Raw genomic sequence first — 15,029 nt, 5'->3', positions numbered from 1 at the left:
ATGCCAAAATTTAAAGAAATAATTATACAATATGTCAATGTTTTTGACAACACCTACGTAGATTTATCGGGTAATACTCAACCTGTTCAGCCTTTGGATATTTATTTAGTTCCCAATGAAGACTTATCCCACGATCGATATGTTGTAGACAATACAGGAGTAATATCTAAACAATCCAATGGTTCCCAGGCGAACTATTTAAGAGCATCAGGAACCGATCCAGATCAGCAGATAGCTGGATCTTTCAGGACTCAGACTGCATCATTTCATGTTTATCGGGACGGTTACCCTTATGACAGTCAATTTACATTATCTCCAGGTGATATAGAGCTTTCCAGCAGGGTTATAATGGAGGATCCCAAGAATCCTATTAATAGAATCCTTGTTAGAGAGGATGGAATTAGATTCACAACTAAAAATTTTATTTGTGATAGTATACCTAATGTACAAGGAGATACAAGCTATACAAGACAATTAGTACAGAAAAACGATGGTACAGTAGGGTATGAACCTAAAACTACAATCCCCCAAATATTCAGTGTATTTTCATCAATATTGGAAAGAAATACAGAACAAGATTATGTCATATTTGATATAGATTTTCAATATTTAAAAGCTCCGGATTGGGGGAATAAACCGGTAGTAACTGTAGATACTAATAATACATATGTTACTGGTTCTAATGGTTCAGCAGGAGTTCGGTCGTCTGATGTTACCTATTCTGTAATATTTGGAGGTGGATACGGAAATGCAGTTACAAATATGAAAATACATCTTAAAATTAAGAGAGTTAGCATACATCTGGCTAATGTGTACACGTATAATACATTTGGATTTTCAATAAGTTTCAACGTAGATGGAATAGAAGTAAATAAATTATGTAGTGTGAGACCAGATCCATTACTGCCTGTTTAAAAAATAAAAAAGACTAAAAACCCATGGAACTCATTCAGATACAAAAATTATTTACACATTTAGAAGAGGTTATTACATGGCGTATAAACAATCCTTCAGAAGATTTTAGCATAGGAGCACCTGAATTTATAGCCATGGATTATGAAGGCTTTCCATTAGGAGAGTATATTTCAGCAAAAGAATTTACCCATCAGGAAGTTGTTATTCTCTTAATGGCTTTATTACCAAAGCTGGATCCATCATTGCTGAAACGGATTTATTTAGAACTCCCAACGAGTGCATTGTTTGATTATTGTGCAACCAATGAAAACGGAAGGCTCTTTTATCCGACAGTTCAGGCTGTACAGTATGTTTTAGGAGGAGAAAGTATCTCAGAACGGTTAAAAGCGCTGGATCATTTCAATCCGGATTCGGTTCTAATTAAAAATGAACTCATTGCTGTTCAGGGTTATGCATCAATAAACAGCCCGATTCATGTTTACGAGGAAGCTTTTAATACCATCATTTTTGGAGTTGAATTATTGCCAAAAATGAGTAACGATTTTCCGGCGGAACAAATAAACACCAGCCGATCCTGGACTGATCTGATACTTCCTCAGAATACACTAAATGAGCTTCAGACTATTGAAGCCTGGTATAATAGCAGCCAGATTCTTATGGAAGACTGGGGAATGCAGAAAAAACTTAAACCAGGTTTTAGAGTATTGTTTTACGGAGATCCGGGAACAGGAAAAACGCTTGCAGCCAGCCTTTTAGGAAAATATACGAAGCGACCTGTTTTCAGGGTTGATGTTTCTATGCTGGTCTCGAAATACATCGGCGAAACAGAAAAACAGTTGGCAAAATTATTTGATAAAGCGGAAAATAAAAACTGGATTTTATTTTTTGATGAGGCAGATGCTATTTTCGGAAAACGGACCAATGTGCGCGATGCTCATGATAAATATGCCAATCAGGAAGTCTCTTACTTGTTGCAAAGAATAGAAACGTTTTCTGGGCTTATTATTTTGGCTTCCAACTTTAAAAACAATATGGATAAAGCCTTTACGCGACGCTTTCACAGCTGTATCAAATTCAATAATCCAAAGCAGGAGGAGCGTCTGCGTATCTGGCAGCACAATTTGCCCGAACAATTACAGCTTGAAGATATTGATTTAGAAGAGATTGCCAGACGGTACGAACTTACCGGTTCTAATATTATGAACGTGATACAGGATGTAAGTTTAAAAGCTATTGCATCGAAAGCACCGGATTACAGGGTTAGCTTGGAAATGTTATTAGAAAGTATCAAAAAAGAGTATGTAAAGGAAGATAAGATATTTTCATAAAAACCGACATTCTTTAAAAAGACGAAAAAAACTTAGATAATAGAGAATTTACATTTTTTTAATTTCAAAAAACAAAACCTATGAAAGAGAAAATTATGCTGCTGATATTTTTGAGCAGCCTCATATTGGGCTGTCGGAGTAAACATAAAATAACGACCAGCTACAAAGAAGATAAAAAAGAAACAGTGAAAATAAAAGCTGATTCTTTAAGCATACAGAGCTTGAAATTAGTTCAGAATTCATCTGCTGATGTATTACTGAACGAAAAGAAAGATGAAACGTCAGGAGAGGTATTGATTAAAGGAAAATCTGATGTCTCCAATCCATTCGTTTTTCATAATGTGATCGGAAAAGATACCATTCAGAGTATTTCTATCATAGGAAATGCGGAATACTTAATCAATAATCATTACGCAAAGGCAGATCATCACCAGTCAGATGTTAAAAAAATTGAATCTGTTAATAGTATTCAGGATGTAACGCAGAATGTTATTTCCAAAGAAACAGATAAAGAAATTTCTTCGGCTATATCTCAAGACACCAAAAAAATACGGTCGAACGGATTTCAGGCAGGAGCCTTGATTGTTATTGTATTGGGGGCAATCATATTAATATTGGTCTTTTTCATATTTAAACGTTTTATAGAATGAAAACATCACAAAAAGGAATAAATTTAATTTTATCATTTGAAGGTTTCAGTGCTAAACCCTATCTGGATTCAGCAGGAATTCCCACCATAGGTTATGGAAATACATATTATCCTGAGGGGAAAAAAGTGACTCTGAAAGATCCTTCAATTAGTAAAGAAAAAGGAGTAGAGTTATTTTCATCTGTTTTACCAACTTATGAAAAGATTGTCAATAATAAAATTAAAGTAGCACTTACCCAAAATCAATTTGATGCTCTTGTATCTCATACCTATAATACAGGAGGATCTGACACATTATTTTCTTTTATTAATAAAAAAACAGATCCCGAAACCATTAAAAATTGGTTTGTTTCTAAATACATTACCGCAGGTGGTAAGCTATTAAATGGACTGATCCGGAGAAGAAAAGCTGAAGCTGATTTGTTCTTTTCCAAATAAAAAATCCCCACTTTAAAGTGGGGATTTTTATTTTAGAAATAATTTACTTTTTTCAGCCATTATGACTAAGATCATAACACATGGGAAAAAGAATGTTCTAAATTTGAAGTCACATCACAAAAATTTATATTATGAAATCTATAGTATTATTCTCGTGTGCACTGGCAGGTGCACTCATGAGCTGTAAAAAGCAGACAGAATATAGGAATGCATCGATTCAGGATACTCTTGTTACCCCTGATACCATAAAGGACACAATTCCTGTTCGGGATACCCTAATAAAACGACAGCCATCCGATACAATCTCTTATCCGAAAGATTCTGCGAATCGTAAAAAGTAAAAAAATAATAGGATTGGTTTTCCTCTGATTCTTTCAGGTTTTACGAAATTCTGACATCGTGTGAATTATCTTAAAAAGTTACTAAAGAAACATACTCTTTTAAAACTGGAACAGAGAAATGAAACCCTTTAAAAAGATAAAAATTAAATTAAAAATGTCTTAATAAATTTAATATGATTCAGGTCATAAATTAGTGAATTATCAAGCTGTACATTTGGTATACAAATTATTCTAACCTCGTTTTGAGGTATCATTTACGAAGCATTGCTTCGGTGTTCAATATCCATAAGATTAAACTGATTGCTGTCTAATACTAGTCACGGCCGGCAATAGCCATCACTTAATATTAATTATAAAAAATTCAGTTATGAACACTAGAAATTCAAAAAATCGTAGTTCAAGAGGAAGTTCATCAAGCAATCTTGAAGAAGTTTACCAACTAGGGTATGATCATGGTTATAATGATGCATCAAGAGATGAAGATTATGACGATGATTTCACAGAATATGAAGACTATTTCGATGAAGACTATGAAAATAGTTATGACGACGACGATGATGATTACGATAACTACGATAATGAAGATGATTATGATGACGACGACGATTATAATGATGAGTACGATGATGAAGATGACGACGATAATAGAGGCAGAGGTAGAAGCGGAAACAGAAACCAGCAAAGAGACAGCCAGGGAAGATTTACTTCCGGAGGTAGAGGTGGTTCCCGTAGCGGATCAGGGAGAAACTCCAGTTCTAATTCCGGCAGATCAGGTTCCGGTTCGGGATCAAGATCAGGGGGAAGGGGAAGGTCTTCTTCAGGATCATCAGACGATAATTACGACCACAGACATGACAATCCAGGAAGGCCAAGAGGCAGCAGAAATAGCGGCGGAAGATCTTCAAATTCAAATTCAGGCAGATCTGGTTCAGGAAATAGCAGAAGCAATTCAGGTTCTGGCTCAAGGTCAGGAAACAGCAGCGGTTCAGGTCGAGGCTCCAATTCCGGCTCAGGAACATCAAGAAGAGGTTTTGCTTCCATGAGTAAGGCAGAACGTACAAGAATTGCCCGTATGGGAGGCCAGGCTTCTCATGGTGGCGGCAGATCTTCAGGTTCAGGTAGATCAGGATTTGGCGGTAGACGAAATTCATAATTCTTTTTTCAATGATTGCCTCTTTATCGATATAAAATAAAGGGGTAATCTTTTTATTCACTTTTTAACATCATTCACATCATGGCAACAAAAACAGCAGAAAATAATAACAGCAGTACAACAACAGTATCAGAGAAAAAAAATATGAAGGTAGATAATGCATCTGTAGATGCAAAAGAGATGAAAAATGCTCCGCTTCATAAGTTTTTTGTATCCTCACTTAAGGATATTTATTATGCAGAAAATGCAATTGTTGATGCGCTGGAAAAAATGCAGGAAGCAGCAACAACCGAAGAGCTTAAAGATGCATTTGAAGATCATCAGCTGCAGACCAAAAAACACATCAGCAGATTAGAAAAGGTTTTTAAACTGATAGATGAAAAACCTGAGAAAAAAGAATGCGAAGCGATTAAAGGGATCATAAAAGAATGCGAAGAAGTTATAAAATCTACCGAAGAAGGTTCTATGACAAGAGATGCAGCACTCATTATTGCAGCGCAAAAAGTGGAACATTATGAAATAGCTACCTATGGAGGGTTAGCTCAATTGGCTATCACAATGGGACATGATAAAGCTGCAGATCTTCTGGAAAAAACACTTCAGGAAGAAGAAAAGACCGATGAAGATCTTACAGACATTGCAGAGACATTTATCAATTTTGACGCAGAACAGGAAGATTAATATTCCATTAAATATAGTAAAGCCATATAGAGGCGATCTATATGGCTTTTTAACGTTAACAATTATGAATGCTAAGAAAATTTTAAAGACGTTAAAGCAGCAATGCTTTATAAAAATTCCCAACCATGGAGAACTGTTCAATGAGGGAGCTTCAATATATGCAAAAGAAATCGATCGTAATATTTTTTTGGTATTTGTAATTGAAGAAGATGCCGATCTAGAAAACGTTCAGGCGCTTATTGCTCAGTTTGATTCTTTGGGAAATATAGGAAAAAAAGAACCGATAAAAACCATGTTTTATATGTCTTTTAAAGACAATGAAGATATGCACTATTTTGAAAAATTTATACATATATCTGAAAACCGATAAATATAAAGATGAGAGAAAATGATCTATTGAAATCTACTGTGTTGCATTATAAAAATAACTATCCCGAAAATGAAATTGTTTATCCCGAAGAGGTTGGCTCTTATGGAGCGGCTTTCCTGATAAGATCTTTGGAAAAAATAAAAAAAAATACAGGATCTGAGGTTCTTAGAAAACTGATAGATACCTATATAGAGGAATATTTATTTCATATAAAAGATAATAACCGTGATACAATAATAAATGGGATTGAAGAAACTTCGGCTAAGGGCTCTTCCTTTATTCTTTACGCAAAGACCGCTTATAATAAAGTGTTAAAAGAAGAAGAATGCCTAAGCAGATTATTGGACACTTTAGAAAAAAATAATATTGAAAAAATGTGACCTGCGAACAAAGCCTTAATTAGAAACATCAAACTCAAAAATAATAGATATGAAAGACAATAAGAACATCAACGAGAAAACAGATCAGCTGAAAGTACACACTACCCTGAATGAGAATGAAAAACTGACTACCAACCAGGGACTCAGGATCAATAACAATCAGGATTCCTTAAAAGCTGGTGACAGAGGGCCTACTTTGCTGGAAGATTTTATCCTCAGAGAAAAAATAACACACTTTGACCACGAAAGAATTCCGGAAAGAGTGGTTCATGCAAGAGGTTCCGGAGCACATGGGGTTTTCAAACTGAATAAAAGCCTTGCTCAATATACAAAAGCTAAATTTTTAACTGAAGAAGGAAAAGAGACTCCTGTTTTTGTAAGATTTTCAACAGTAGCGGGAAGCAGAGGAAGTACAGATTTGGCAAGGGATGTTCGTGGGTTTGCCGTAAAATTCTATACAGAAGAAGGAAATTATGATCTGGTTGCGAATAATATGCCCGTATTTTTTATTCAGGATGCCATCAAATTTCCTGATCTTGTGCATGCTGTAAAACCTGAACCTGACAATGAAATTCCTCAGGCTGCCTCTGCACACGACACATTTTGGGATTTTATCTCATTAATGCCCGAAAGTATGCATATGATCATGTGGCTGATGAGTGACAGGGCAATTCCGAGAAGTTTCAGCAGAATGGAAGGTTTTGGAGTTCACTCATTTAAGTTTATTAATGAAGAAGGTAAAGTACATTTTGTAAAATTTCATTTTAAACCAAAACTGGGAGTACATTCCGTAGCTTGGGATGAAGCCCAAAGGATTTCCGGGGTAGATCCTGATTTTCATAAGCGCGATCTTTGGGAATCCATCGAAAAAGGAATATTTCCCGAATGGGATTTCGGCGTACAGCTGATTCCTGAGGAAGATGAACATAAATTCGACTTCGACCTTCTGGATCCTACGAAAATTGTACCCGAAGAAGTTGTTCCTGTAGAGCTTGTGGGAACATTAACCTTAAATAAAAATCCGGATAATTTTTTTGCAGAAACGGAACAGGTAGCATTCCATCCGGGACATCTTGTTCCCGGGATTGATTTTACCAACGATCCTTTGCTGCAGGGAAGATTATTTTCTTATACCGATACTCAATTGTCAAGATTAGGATCGCCCAATTTCCATGAAATTCCTATTAACAGATCAATTAATACGGTTCATAATAACCAGAGAGACGGGCACATGAGACAGCAGATCGTAAAAGGAAAGGTGAGCTACGAACCTAATTCTATAGGAGGAGGTTGTCCGTTTCAGGCGATGATGAAAGAAGGTGGCTTCACTTCGCAGGAAGAAAGAGTTTCCGGAAAAAAAGTTCGGGAGAGAAGCAAAAGCTTTGTAGATCATTATTCTCAGGCTAAATTGTTCTACAACAGCCAGTCTACTCCGGAAAAATTCCATCTTCAGAATGCACTGATTTTTGAATTGTCAAAAGTAACGATCCCGGAAATTAGAGAAAGATTGGTAGGGCAATTAGTCTATATCGATAAATTTTTAGCTTGGCGGGTAGCAGAAAAAATAGGAGTTGAGGTAAAAGAACTGGATTTTCCGAATCAGAGCCTTCCGGCGGATGCCAATCCGATCAATCTGCAGAGTGAAGAGAAAGAGCCTGAAGTAAAAATTTCTGAAGCCTTGAGCATGCAGAACACGATTAAAAATACGATTAAAGGCAGAAAAATTGGTTTCATCGTTGCCGGTGGTGTAGATGCGGGAACCAGCAATGAGGTAAAAACAAAACTGGAAGAAAAAGGAGCAACAGTGGAACTAATCGCTCCTAGTTTGGCGTCTTTAAGAACCAGTGACGGCTCTACTCTGATTCCCAAACATTCGTTGACAAGTACAGCAAGTGTTTGCTTTGATGCTTTATATATAGCGGGAGGAGAAGATGCTGTCAAAGAACTATTAATTCCCGAAAACAAGCATCTGGTTCTGTATTTCATCAACGAAGCTTATAAACATTGTAAGGCGATTTACTTTGATGAAGGAACCCTGCCTTTGTACATGAACAGTAATGTGGGAGCAAGAGCACATGAAGATCCTGCAATCATCACCTGGGAAGATAAGAATGGTGCAGAAAAGTTCATCAATGCAATTGCTAAGCACAGAGTGTGGGAGCTGGAGCAGGAAAGGAACTCTTAATGTATAAATAATCAATCACTTAAAAATAGAATGCAATGGAATTTCATAAAAAACTTCTGGAATATATCGGTCAGTCCCTAATGACTGCAGATGAAACGGTAGCGGTTGCAGAAAGTGTAACCTCAGGATGTTTACAGCTGGCTTTCTCTCAGATGCCTAATGCATCATTGGTTTATAAAGGAGGAATGACAGCCTATACTTTACCCATGAAAGTAAAATTACTGAACGTGAATCAGGAAGAAGCAGAAAAATGCGACTGTGTTTCGGAAAATATAGCGGAAACAATGGCTCTTAATGTCGCCAAACTCTACGAAACCGATTGGTCGATTGCCACAACAGGCTATTGCACACCTATCAGAAATTCATCCTATAAAATATTCGCTTTCTTTTCATTTTCTTATAAAGGTGAAATCATCCATACCGGAAAGCTGGAACTGCACCCCAAAACCCAAGCCCTGAATGCCCAATTATATTACACTGAATTCATTTTGGGGTGCTTTAAAACAGAAGTCAGTAAAAATAGGGAAGTACAATCAAGATTACAATTGAAAATAAATGGAAATGAAAGAATTAAAGTTAGCTAATAAATCGGTTCTCATCACAGGAGCCGACAGCGGAATCGGGAAAGCGGTAGCGTTACTTTTGGCTAAAGAAGGAGCTGATGTGGCCATTATTTATCATGAAGACGATGAAGATGCTGAAAAAGTAAAAACGGAAATTGAATCATTAGGAAGAAAATGCAGGATATTTTCCGGAGATATCAATGATTATGAATTTTGTGAAGAAACAGTCCGCAATCTAATTTCTGAATGGGGTAAAATTAATATTCTGATCAACAATGCAGGGACCCAGTTTCCGGCAGAGCGTATTGAGGATCTGGAAGAAAAAAACATCCGGAAAACATTTGATACCAATATCATCGGGATGATCTTACTGTCCAAAGTAGTATTTCCGTATTTAAAAGAAGGAGACAGCATTATCAATACAACTTCGGCGGTAGCTTACCAGGGACATCCGGAATTACTGGACTATGCAGCAACAAAAGGAGCCATCGTTTCTTTTACCCGGTCTCTGGCATTACAGGCAAAACCAAAAGGAATAAGAGTAAATGCCGTTGCACCCGGACCTGTGGCAACACCGCTTACCAAGGAAACTTTTGATGAAAAAGAAGAAGATCCAAGAAAACCTCCTTTGGAAAGAAACGCGACACCGGAAGAAGTGGCGGAAAGCTTTTTATTTCTGGCGTCAGAGGGAGCAGCTCAGATTACAGGACAGGTTCTCCATCCAAACGGAGGCTTGATTGTCAACGGATAAATCACCAAAATTATAAAATATGAAAACAGCAGCTTTAATAATAGGAATAGTTAGTGTATGTACTTTCACTTCTTGCCGGTGTGATATTGATGAAAAAGACTCCAAAGAAAATACTACAGAAAGTGAAAATACCAAAAAGAAGACTTCCGGAAATAATTCGGAAAATGATACTTTGAATATCCGATAATTAAAAAAATAAAGTCATGTACAGAGATGGAGTAAGAAAAAGTATATGGCAGGAAGAAATTAAAAGGATTTCTTCAGAAGCAGATGATAAGCAGTTATTTGATGTTGTAATTGTTGGTGGGGGAATTACAGGCGTTTCTACAGCTTTAAAATTGCAGGAAAACGGCAAAAATTGCATTCTTCTGGAAGCGGCCAATATTGGTTTCGGAACCACCGGAGGAACAACAGCGCATATCAATGATTTTTTTGATACCACTTTCGATGAGGCTATTAATGATTTTGGCCTGGAACAGGCAAAATTATTTGCTGAAGTAGGAAAAGAAGCACAGGATCATATTAAAAATAATATTAAGAAATATGGACTGGAATGCGATTTTGAAGAAAAAGCGGCCGTTCTTTTTGCATTAGACGAAAGACAGGCTGAAAAGCTGAAAGATATTGTGGCTGGAGCTTCTAAAGTGGGACATGAAATGAGGTATACGGAAGAAATTTCTTTTCCGATTCCTTTTAAAGAAGCTGTGATTATTCCCAACCAGGCGCAGTTTCATCCCATCAAATATATAAAGGGATTGTGTGACGCTTTTTTACAACTAGGCGGACATATTTTGGAAGATTGTATTTGTGAGAGCCATGAGGAACAAGATGAAATCATTGTTTTGAAAACATCAAAAGGTGAAATAAGAACAAAAAATCTTGTGTATGCTACCCATATTCCTCCGGGAGTCAATATCCTTCATTTCATGACAGCTCCTTACAGAAGCTATGCAATGGCTTTTAGCCTAAACTATGATGAGTATTCGCAGCATCTCGGATATGATCTTACAGAACCATATCACTATTACAGAACTCAGAAAATAGACGGAAAAACCTTGCTGATTGCGGGAGGAGAAGATCATAAAACCGGCCATGAAGAAAATACGGGAGAATGTTTTTCAAGATTGGAAAACTATGTCCGGCAGTATTTTGATGTTGAAACAGTCTACTACAGCTGGTCGAGCCAGTATTATGAGCCGGTGGACGGATTTCCCTATATCGGAAAGCTTCCGGGAAGTAAAGGAAAAGTATTTACGGCGACAGGTTTTAGAGGAAACGGAATGATCTTCGGAACAATAACCGCACAAATTTTAACGGATATTATTGTTCATGGGAAAAGTAAATATGAAGAAATATTCAGTCCGTCAAGAATAAAACCGGTGGCAGGATTTACAGAATTTGTAAAGGAAACCGCTGAGGTTGCCTGCGATTTTGTTAAAGATAAAATAACGGCAGAAAAAATTGCTTCATGGGAAGAAATTAAAGAAGGTGAGGCTAAAGTGATAAAACACGAAGGAGAATCATTTGCAGTATATAAAGAAAAAGAAGGGAAAATTCATGTGCTGAAAAGTACCTGTCCGCATGTGCACTGTGAAGTCCGTTGGAACGGTGCCGAACTGAGCTGGGATTGTCCGTGCCATGGTTCCAGATTCAATGTTAATGGAAAAATGCTTACAGGACCTACAGTGAAAGACCTGCAAAGAATAGACATTGAAGAAAATAGCGAATAAGATTTTAAACTGTTCTAAATAGTAAAACAATGAATTCCAAAAGCTTTTTTTACCGTAATAGTTTGAGTATAGTTTTACTCTTTTTGATGCTTTCATTCCTGTTAGCACAGTTTTTAACAGGTTGGAAAACAGAGAATAAGGAATTGATGGAAAATGGAGAACAAGCATTGAATATAACGCAATACCTTCAAAGTGGCCATTTTATTCAGGCTACATTTGAAAACTGGGAAAGTGAATTTCTACAGATGATGCTGTATGTATTACTCACAGTCTCTTTACGACAGAAAGGCTCCAGCGAATCCAAGCCTTTGGAAGGAGAAGAGGAGGTGGATAAAGAACCTCAACCTCATCCCAATGCTCCATGGCCCGTAAAGAAAGGAGGAATATGGCTCAAAATATATAAACATTCATTATCATTAGCCTTTGGTATATTGTTTTTGATAAGTTTTATCCTGCATTTCTACGGAAGTCTTAAAGATTATAATACGGAGCAGATTTCAAAGAATGAACCTGTAGTTTCTGCATTGGAGTATATTTCAGAATCCAGGTTCTGGTTCGAATCTTTCCAGAATTGGCAAAGCGAATTTTTAGCCGTGGCATCTCTGGTGATTTTATCCATATGGCTGCGGGAAAAAGGCTCTCCGGAATCTAAACCGGTGGATATGGCCTACGATGAAAATTAAAAATAATACGATTATGAAACCTAAAGAAATATTTGGAGTACCTGTTCATAAGAAAGGAAGCTTCCATGATACGGAAGCTAAGAAAGACTATGCCAATCCGGAAGAAGTACACGAAGGATTCAATAGATTAAAAGAAAGATTCATGCTGATAAACAATTGGAAAAGCTATTGTGGTGAAGGCTTCGCCGATTTTAAACTTTTTGATTCAGAAGGTGAAATGGTGGACAGGTATCCATTAATTGGAGATTATGTAAGAATAGATATTCCGGGTCCGGGAACGGTTGAAGCCAAAGGTTATGACTGGGTAGAGATTACAGATCTGTTTGAAGAACGTACGCATGGTATTTGCCTTGATTTTGTAATGATGACGTGCAGACCTTCGAAAAATCCACAGGATAAAACTTCTGGTCATATTTTACACTTTTACTCAGATGAGGCTACCTCTACATTTGGAATCTTTAAAGGAAGAGATTTTATCCAGGCCGGAATTTATGGCAGAAATGAAACACCAAATATGGATGCAGAGTTTATAGACAAGGCAAGAAATCTCCTGATTGCTGCAGGCGGAATGATTGGAATTTCAAAGATTCAGTGGAAGACATTAGTAAATGGATTTCTGGATTTCTAATGCAGATTGAATATTTAATAAAATAGAGACAAAGATATTAGTTATTGAAAAAAATAATTTCCAATCAGAATACAGGATTGAAAATCTTCTAAAGATCTACTGAACTGTAGTGGATTATAAAGAAAAAATTACCGAATTTTTCTTATAGATAGAAAATAAAGCCAGTATCCCATAAACAGGAGTTGAAATCCGGCATCAATAAGATAACTTCCATTAATAACACCGTTTAAATAATAGTAAATATCAATAATAAATAGTCCCAGACAACAGGATATAATGCTTAATATAATAACCGGATTTTTTTATCATTAAACGTAAGATAGAAAATAAGCAGGCAATAAGGAAGAAGTAAAATACTTACTGTTTTTACTAGCCATAAATCTGTTTTTTCACCGGTTATCATCAAAAAGCTTTTCATATGGATAAGGGGCCATATCAAGGTAAATAAATAATAAATTGCCTGAAAGCAAGGAAATATTTTGAACTTTTTCATACCGTATGGTCTTAAGATTATTCTTACAATAGGCAGTTATCAATGTCATAATTTACTGGATATTGGCACTGGTTATTTCGTAATAAAGAGCCCAGCCGATAAATAAAATAATAATTATCCATATCCAGAAAGGGATTGTTTGTGGAGTTTCGCTTCCGTTAATGAGGAAACTCTTTTGATTCCCTTTATCATAAGCGTTAATCATTAATGACAGGGTGCCATCTACAACATCTTTATTTTTTAGCCCTTCTATTCTTATGGCCGGCCCATTGGCTACTGTAAAATGAATGGTTCTGATACCCTCTCTTCCTGTAGGCGAATGGCTTATAATCTTTAGAATATGTTCTCCGTCGGTCAGTTTTTTAGTATCCAGATCAAAGACAATAGGAGTGTCCAGCTCGGCAATAGGTGCCGGATCATTATCTATGAAAAGGAAAACCTTACTTTTGTCTTTAGTCATAATTCATTTTTTAGGGTAAAACAGAATATTTGATATGGTCTTTATTCTTTTCTCCGGGTTTAATCAGGTACTTTACCGAATAAAAAAAAGCTAAAATTGTTATCAGGGCAACAATACCTATGATAAACCAGTCCCAATCGCTTTCAGGGCCTGTTCCATGGGTATATTCCTGAGTTATCTTCGGTTGTCTGAGCTTGCATGCATCACAGGCAAACGTATAGATTGTAAAAAAGACCGAGATCCACGTGATGAGGTATTTTACAGAAAATTTCATAATTATTTAATTTTATCCATGATTACTTTTACTTCTTCTACAGTCACTTTTTTGGCATTATTGCCCCAGCTTGTCCGTTCATGGTTCATAATGGCCGTAAGGTCTTCCGGGGTGAAATTGGCATTTGTCCCTACAGGCGGCATGGTTGCAAACTCGGGTCTCGGATCGTAACCTTTCATAATGATAGTGACATATAGTTCCAAATCTCCGCCGTTGACTACAGGACTTCCTTTTAATGGTGGAAATGCTCCGGGAACACCTTCACCGTTTGCCTGATGACAGGATGCACAATTGGCTGTGAACAGTTCTCCGCCATCAGGCAGATTTTCTCCTCCCTGACTTCCTCCAGCTTCTTTTTTCTGCTGTTTATAGAGAAACGCAGGAACCATTGATTTGTCCGTATAATCAGTTTGTTTTAATGATTTCAAATAAGCCACCAGCCATAGAGCTTTTGGGGTGGCTACAATTTTTTTCCTTTTATTTTTTAAAAATTTCTCCGGGACTTTTACTTCTACATCTCCTGGCTGTAAATAGTCTCTTTCGATAAAAAGAAATTCATAAGAAGGCATAATAGAAGCTTCTACCGCCGCTCTGGGCTGATAAAGATGAATGAGATGCCATTCTGAGCTGGGTTGTCGCTCTCCTACATTCGTGAGGTCGGGGCCGGCTCTTTGGGTTCCCATAAGGTTGGCCGTGTTTCTCCAGAAATCGGTTCTTCTGTTAATGGCAAAATCTGCAGGAATACTCGGTCTTTTACCAAAAACATTATCCATTTCCACACTTCTTACCTGCTGGGTATGACAGGCAACACAGCCATTTTCTATATAAACCATTTTTCCGGCTCTCTCATCTTTTGTTAGCATTTTTGCCTGTCTGGGTAAAGGCTGATTAATCTTCTGATTTTCCATAGCAGGAATAATCGCGATATAGAACGTAAGAAATAAGAACAAGCCTAATGCCGAGCCGAAAAGGATTCTATGGTCATTGAGAAGCATCATAACTGTAAT

The 15,029-nt window shown here is 36.9% G+C and carries 19 protein-coding genes; 16 read left to right on the top strand and 3 right to left on the bottom strand.

Annotation, left to right across the window (positions count from 1 at the left end; genetic code table 11):
* From MKS83_RS06910 to MKS83_RS06835, 16 genes are all read left to right on the top strand, one after another.
* On the top strand, positions 1-915 hold the full coding sequence (locus MKS83_RS06910; RefSeq protein WP_240582538.1) for a hypothetical protein: 915 nt from the start codon (positions 1-3) through the stop codon (positions 913-915).
* A gap of 23 nt (positions 916-938) precedes the next feature.
* Positions 939-2,243: an ATP-binding protein gene (locus tag MKS83_RS06905; protein ID WP_240582537.1), complete on the top strand. Its 1,305-nt coding sequence runs from the start codon at positions 939-941 to the stop codon at positions 2,241-2,243.
* A gap of 80 nt (positions 2,244-2,323) precedes the next feature.
* Complete coding sequence (locus tag MKS83_RS06900; protein ID WP_240582536.1) at positions 2,324-2,893, top strand: hypothetical protein; 570 nt, start codon at positions 2,324-2,326, stop codon at positions 2,891-2,893.
* Complete coding sequence (locus MKS83_RS06895; RefSeq protein WP_240582535.1) at positions 2,890-3,330, top strand: lysozyme; 441 nt, start codon at positions 2,890-2,892, stop codon at positions 3,328-3,330. The genes MKS83_RS06900 and MKS83_RS06895 overlap by 4 nt, the downstream gene beginning before the upstream one ends.
* Positions 3,331-3,461: 131 nt before the next feature.
* The gene (locus tag MKS83_RS06890) at positions 3,462-3,671 is read left to right on the top strand and encodes a hypothetical protein (RefSeq protein ID WP_240582534.1); all 210 of its coding nucleotides are present in this window, start codon (positions 3,462-3,464) and stop codon (positions 3,669-3,671) included.
* A 367-nt stretch (positions 3,672-4,038) separates the two neighbouring features.
* Positions 4,039-4,824 carry a KGG domain-containing protein gene (locus tag MKS83_RS06885; RefSeq protein WP_240582533.1) on the top strand — a complete coding sequence of 262 codons (786 nt, stop codon included), beginning with the start codon at positions 4,039-4,041 and terminating at the stop codon, positions 4,822-4,824.
* An 81-nt stretch (positions 4,825-4,905) separates the two neighbouring features.
* Positions 4,906-5,505: a ferritin-like domain-containing protein gene (locus MKS83_RS06880; protein WP_240582532.1), complete on the top strand. Its 600-nt coding sequence runs from the start codon at positions 4,906-4,908 to the stop codon at positions 5,503-5,505.
* A 64-nt stretch (positions 5,506-5,569) separates the two neighbouring features.
* A complete protein-coding gene (locus MKS83_RS06875) occupies positions 5,570-5,875 on the top strand; it encodes a hypothetical protein (RefSeq protein WP_240582531.1) in 306 nt (101 codons plus the stop codon).
* 8 nt (positions 5,876-5,883) lie between these two features.
* On the top strand, positions 5,884-6,255 hold the full coding sequence (locus MKS83_RS06870) for a hypothetical protein (protein WP_240582530.1): 372 nt from the start codon (positions 5,884-5,886) through the stop codon (positions 6,253-6,255).
* Between the two features lie 49 nt (positions 6,256-6,304).
* Positions 6,305-8,440 (top strand): catalase, encoded by a 2,136-nt coding sequence (locus tag MKS83_RS06865; RefSeq protein ID WP_240582529.1) that lies wholly within the window; start codon positions 6,305-6,307, stop codon positions 8,438-8,440.
* Between the two features lie 35 nt (positions 8,441-8,475).
* Positions 8,476-9,024, top strand: coding sequence for a CinA family protein (locus MKS83_RS06860; RefSeq protein WP_240582528.1), 549 nt, complete (start codon positions 8,476-8,478; stop codon positions 9,022-9,024).
* Positions 9,002-9,754, top strand: coding sequence for an SDR family oxidoreductase (locus MKS83_RS06855; protein ID WP_240582527.1), 753 nt, complete (start codon positions 9,002-9,004; stop codon positions 9,752-9,754). The genes MKS83_RS06860 and MKS83_RS06855 overlap by 23 nt, the downstream gene beginning before the upstream one ends.
* A gap of 19 nt (positions 9,755-9,773) precedes the next feature.
* A complete protein-coding gene (locus tag MKS83_RS06850) occupies positions 9,774-9,941 on the top strand; it encodes a hypothetical protein (protein WP_240582526.1) in 168 nt (55 codons plus the stop codon).
* Between the two features lie 16 nt (positions 9,942-9,957).
* Positions 9,958-11,484, top strand: a complete 1,527-nt coding sequence (locus MKS83_RS06845; RefSeq protein ID WP_240582525.1) for an FAD-dependent oxidoreductase — start codon at positions 9,958-9,960, stop codon at positions 11,482-11,484.
* A 29-nt stretch (positions 11,485-11,513) separates the two neighbouring features.
* The gene (locus tag MKS83_RS06840) at positions 11,514-12,167 is read left to right on the top strand and encodes a DUF6766 family protein (protein ID WP_240582524.1); all 654 of its coding nucleotides are present in this window, start codon (positions 11,514-11,516) and stop codon (positions 12,165-12,167) included.
* A gap of 13 nt (positions 12,168-12,180) precedes the next feature.
* Positions 12,181-12,795 carry a hypothetical protein gene (locus MKS83_RS06835; protein ID WP_240582523.1) on the top strand — a complete coding sequence of 205 codons (615 nt, stop codon included), beginning with the start codon at positions 12,181-12,183 and terminating at the stop codon, positions 12,793-12,795.
* A 545-nt stretch (positions 12,796-13,340) separates the two neighbouring features.
* Here the strand turns inward: MKS83_RS06835 and MKS83_RS06830 are convergent.
* From MKS83_RS06830 to MKS83_RS06820, 3 genes are read right to left on the bottom strand one after another with little or no spacing between them, the layout of a single operon-like run.
* Entirely contained in the window at positions 13,341-13,748 is a 408-nt protein-coding gene (locus MKS83_RS06830; protein ID WP_240582522.1) for a cytochrome C, read from the bottom strand.
* 10 nt (positions 13,749-13,758) lie between these two features.
* Complete coding sequence (locus tag MKS83_RS06825) at positions 13,759-14,022, bottom strand: hypothetical protein (protein WP_240582521.1); 264 nt, start codon at positions 14,020-14,022, stop codon at positions 13,759-13,761.
* Between the two features lie 2 nt (positions 14,023-14,024).
* Entirely contained in the window at positions 14,025-15,020 is a 996-nt protein-coding gene (locus tag MKS83_RS06820; RefSeq protein ID WP_240582520.1) for a cbb3-type cytochrome c oxidase subunit II, read from the bottom strand.
* Positions 15,021-15,029: the final 9 nt, after the last annotated feature.

It is taken from the genome of Chryseobacterium sp. Y16C, from assembly GCF_022488405.1.
GTDB classification, from domain to species: domain Bacteria; phylum Bacteroidota; class Bacteroidia; order Flavobacteriales; family Weeksellaceae; genus Chryseobacterium; species Chryseobacterium geocarposphaerae.
The sequence above is the reverse complement of the archived record's forward strand: the minus strand, read 5'-3'. Positions and strand labels throughout refer to the sequence as shown.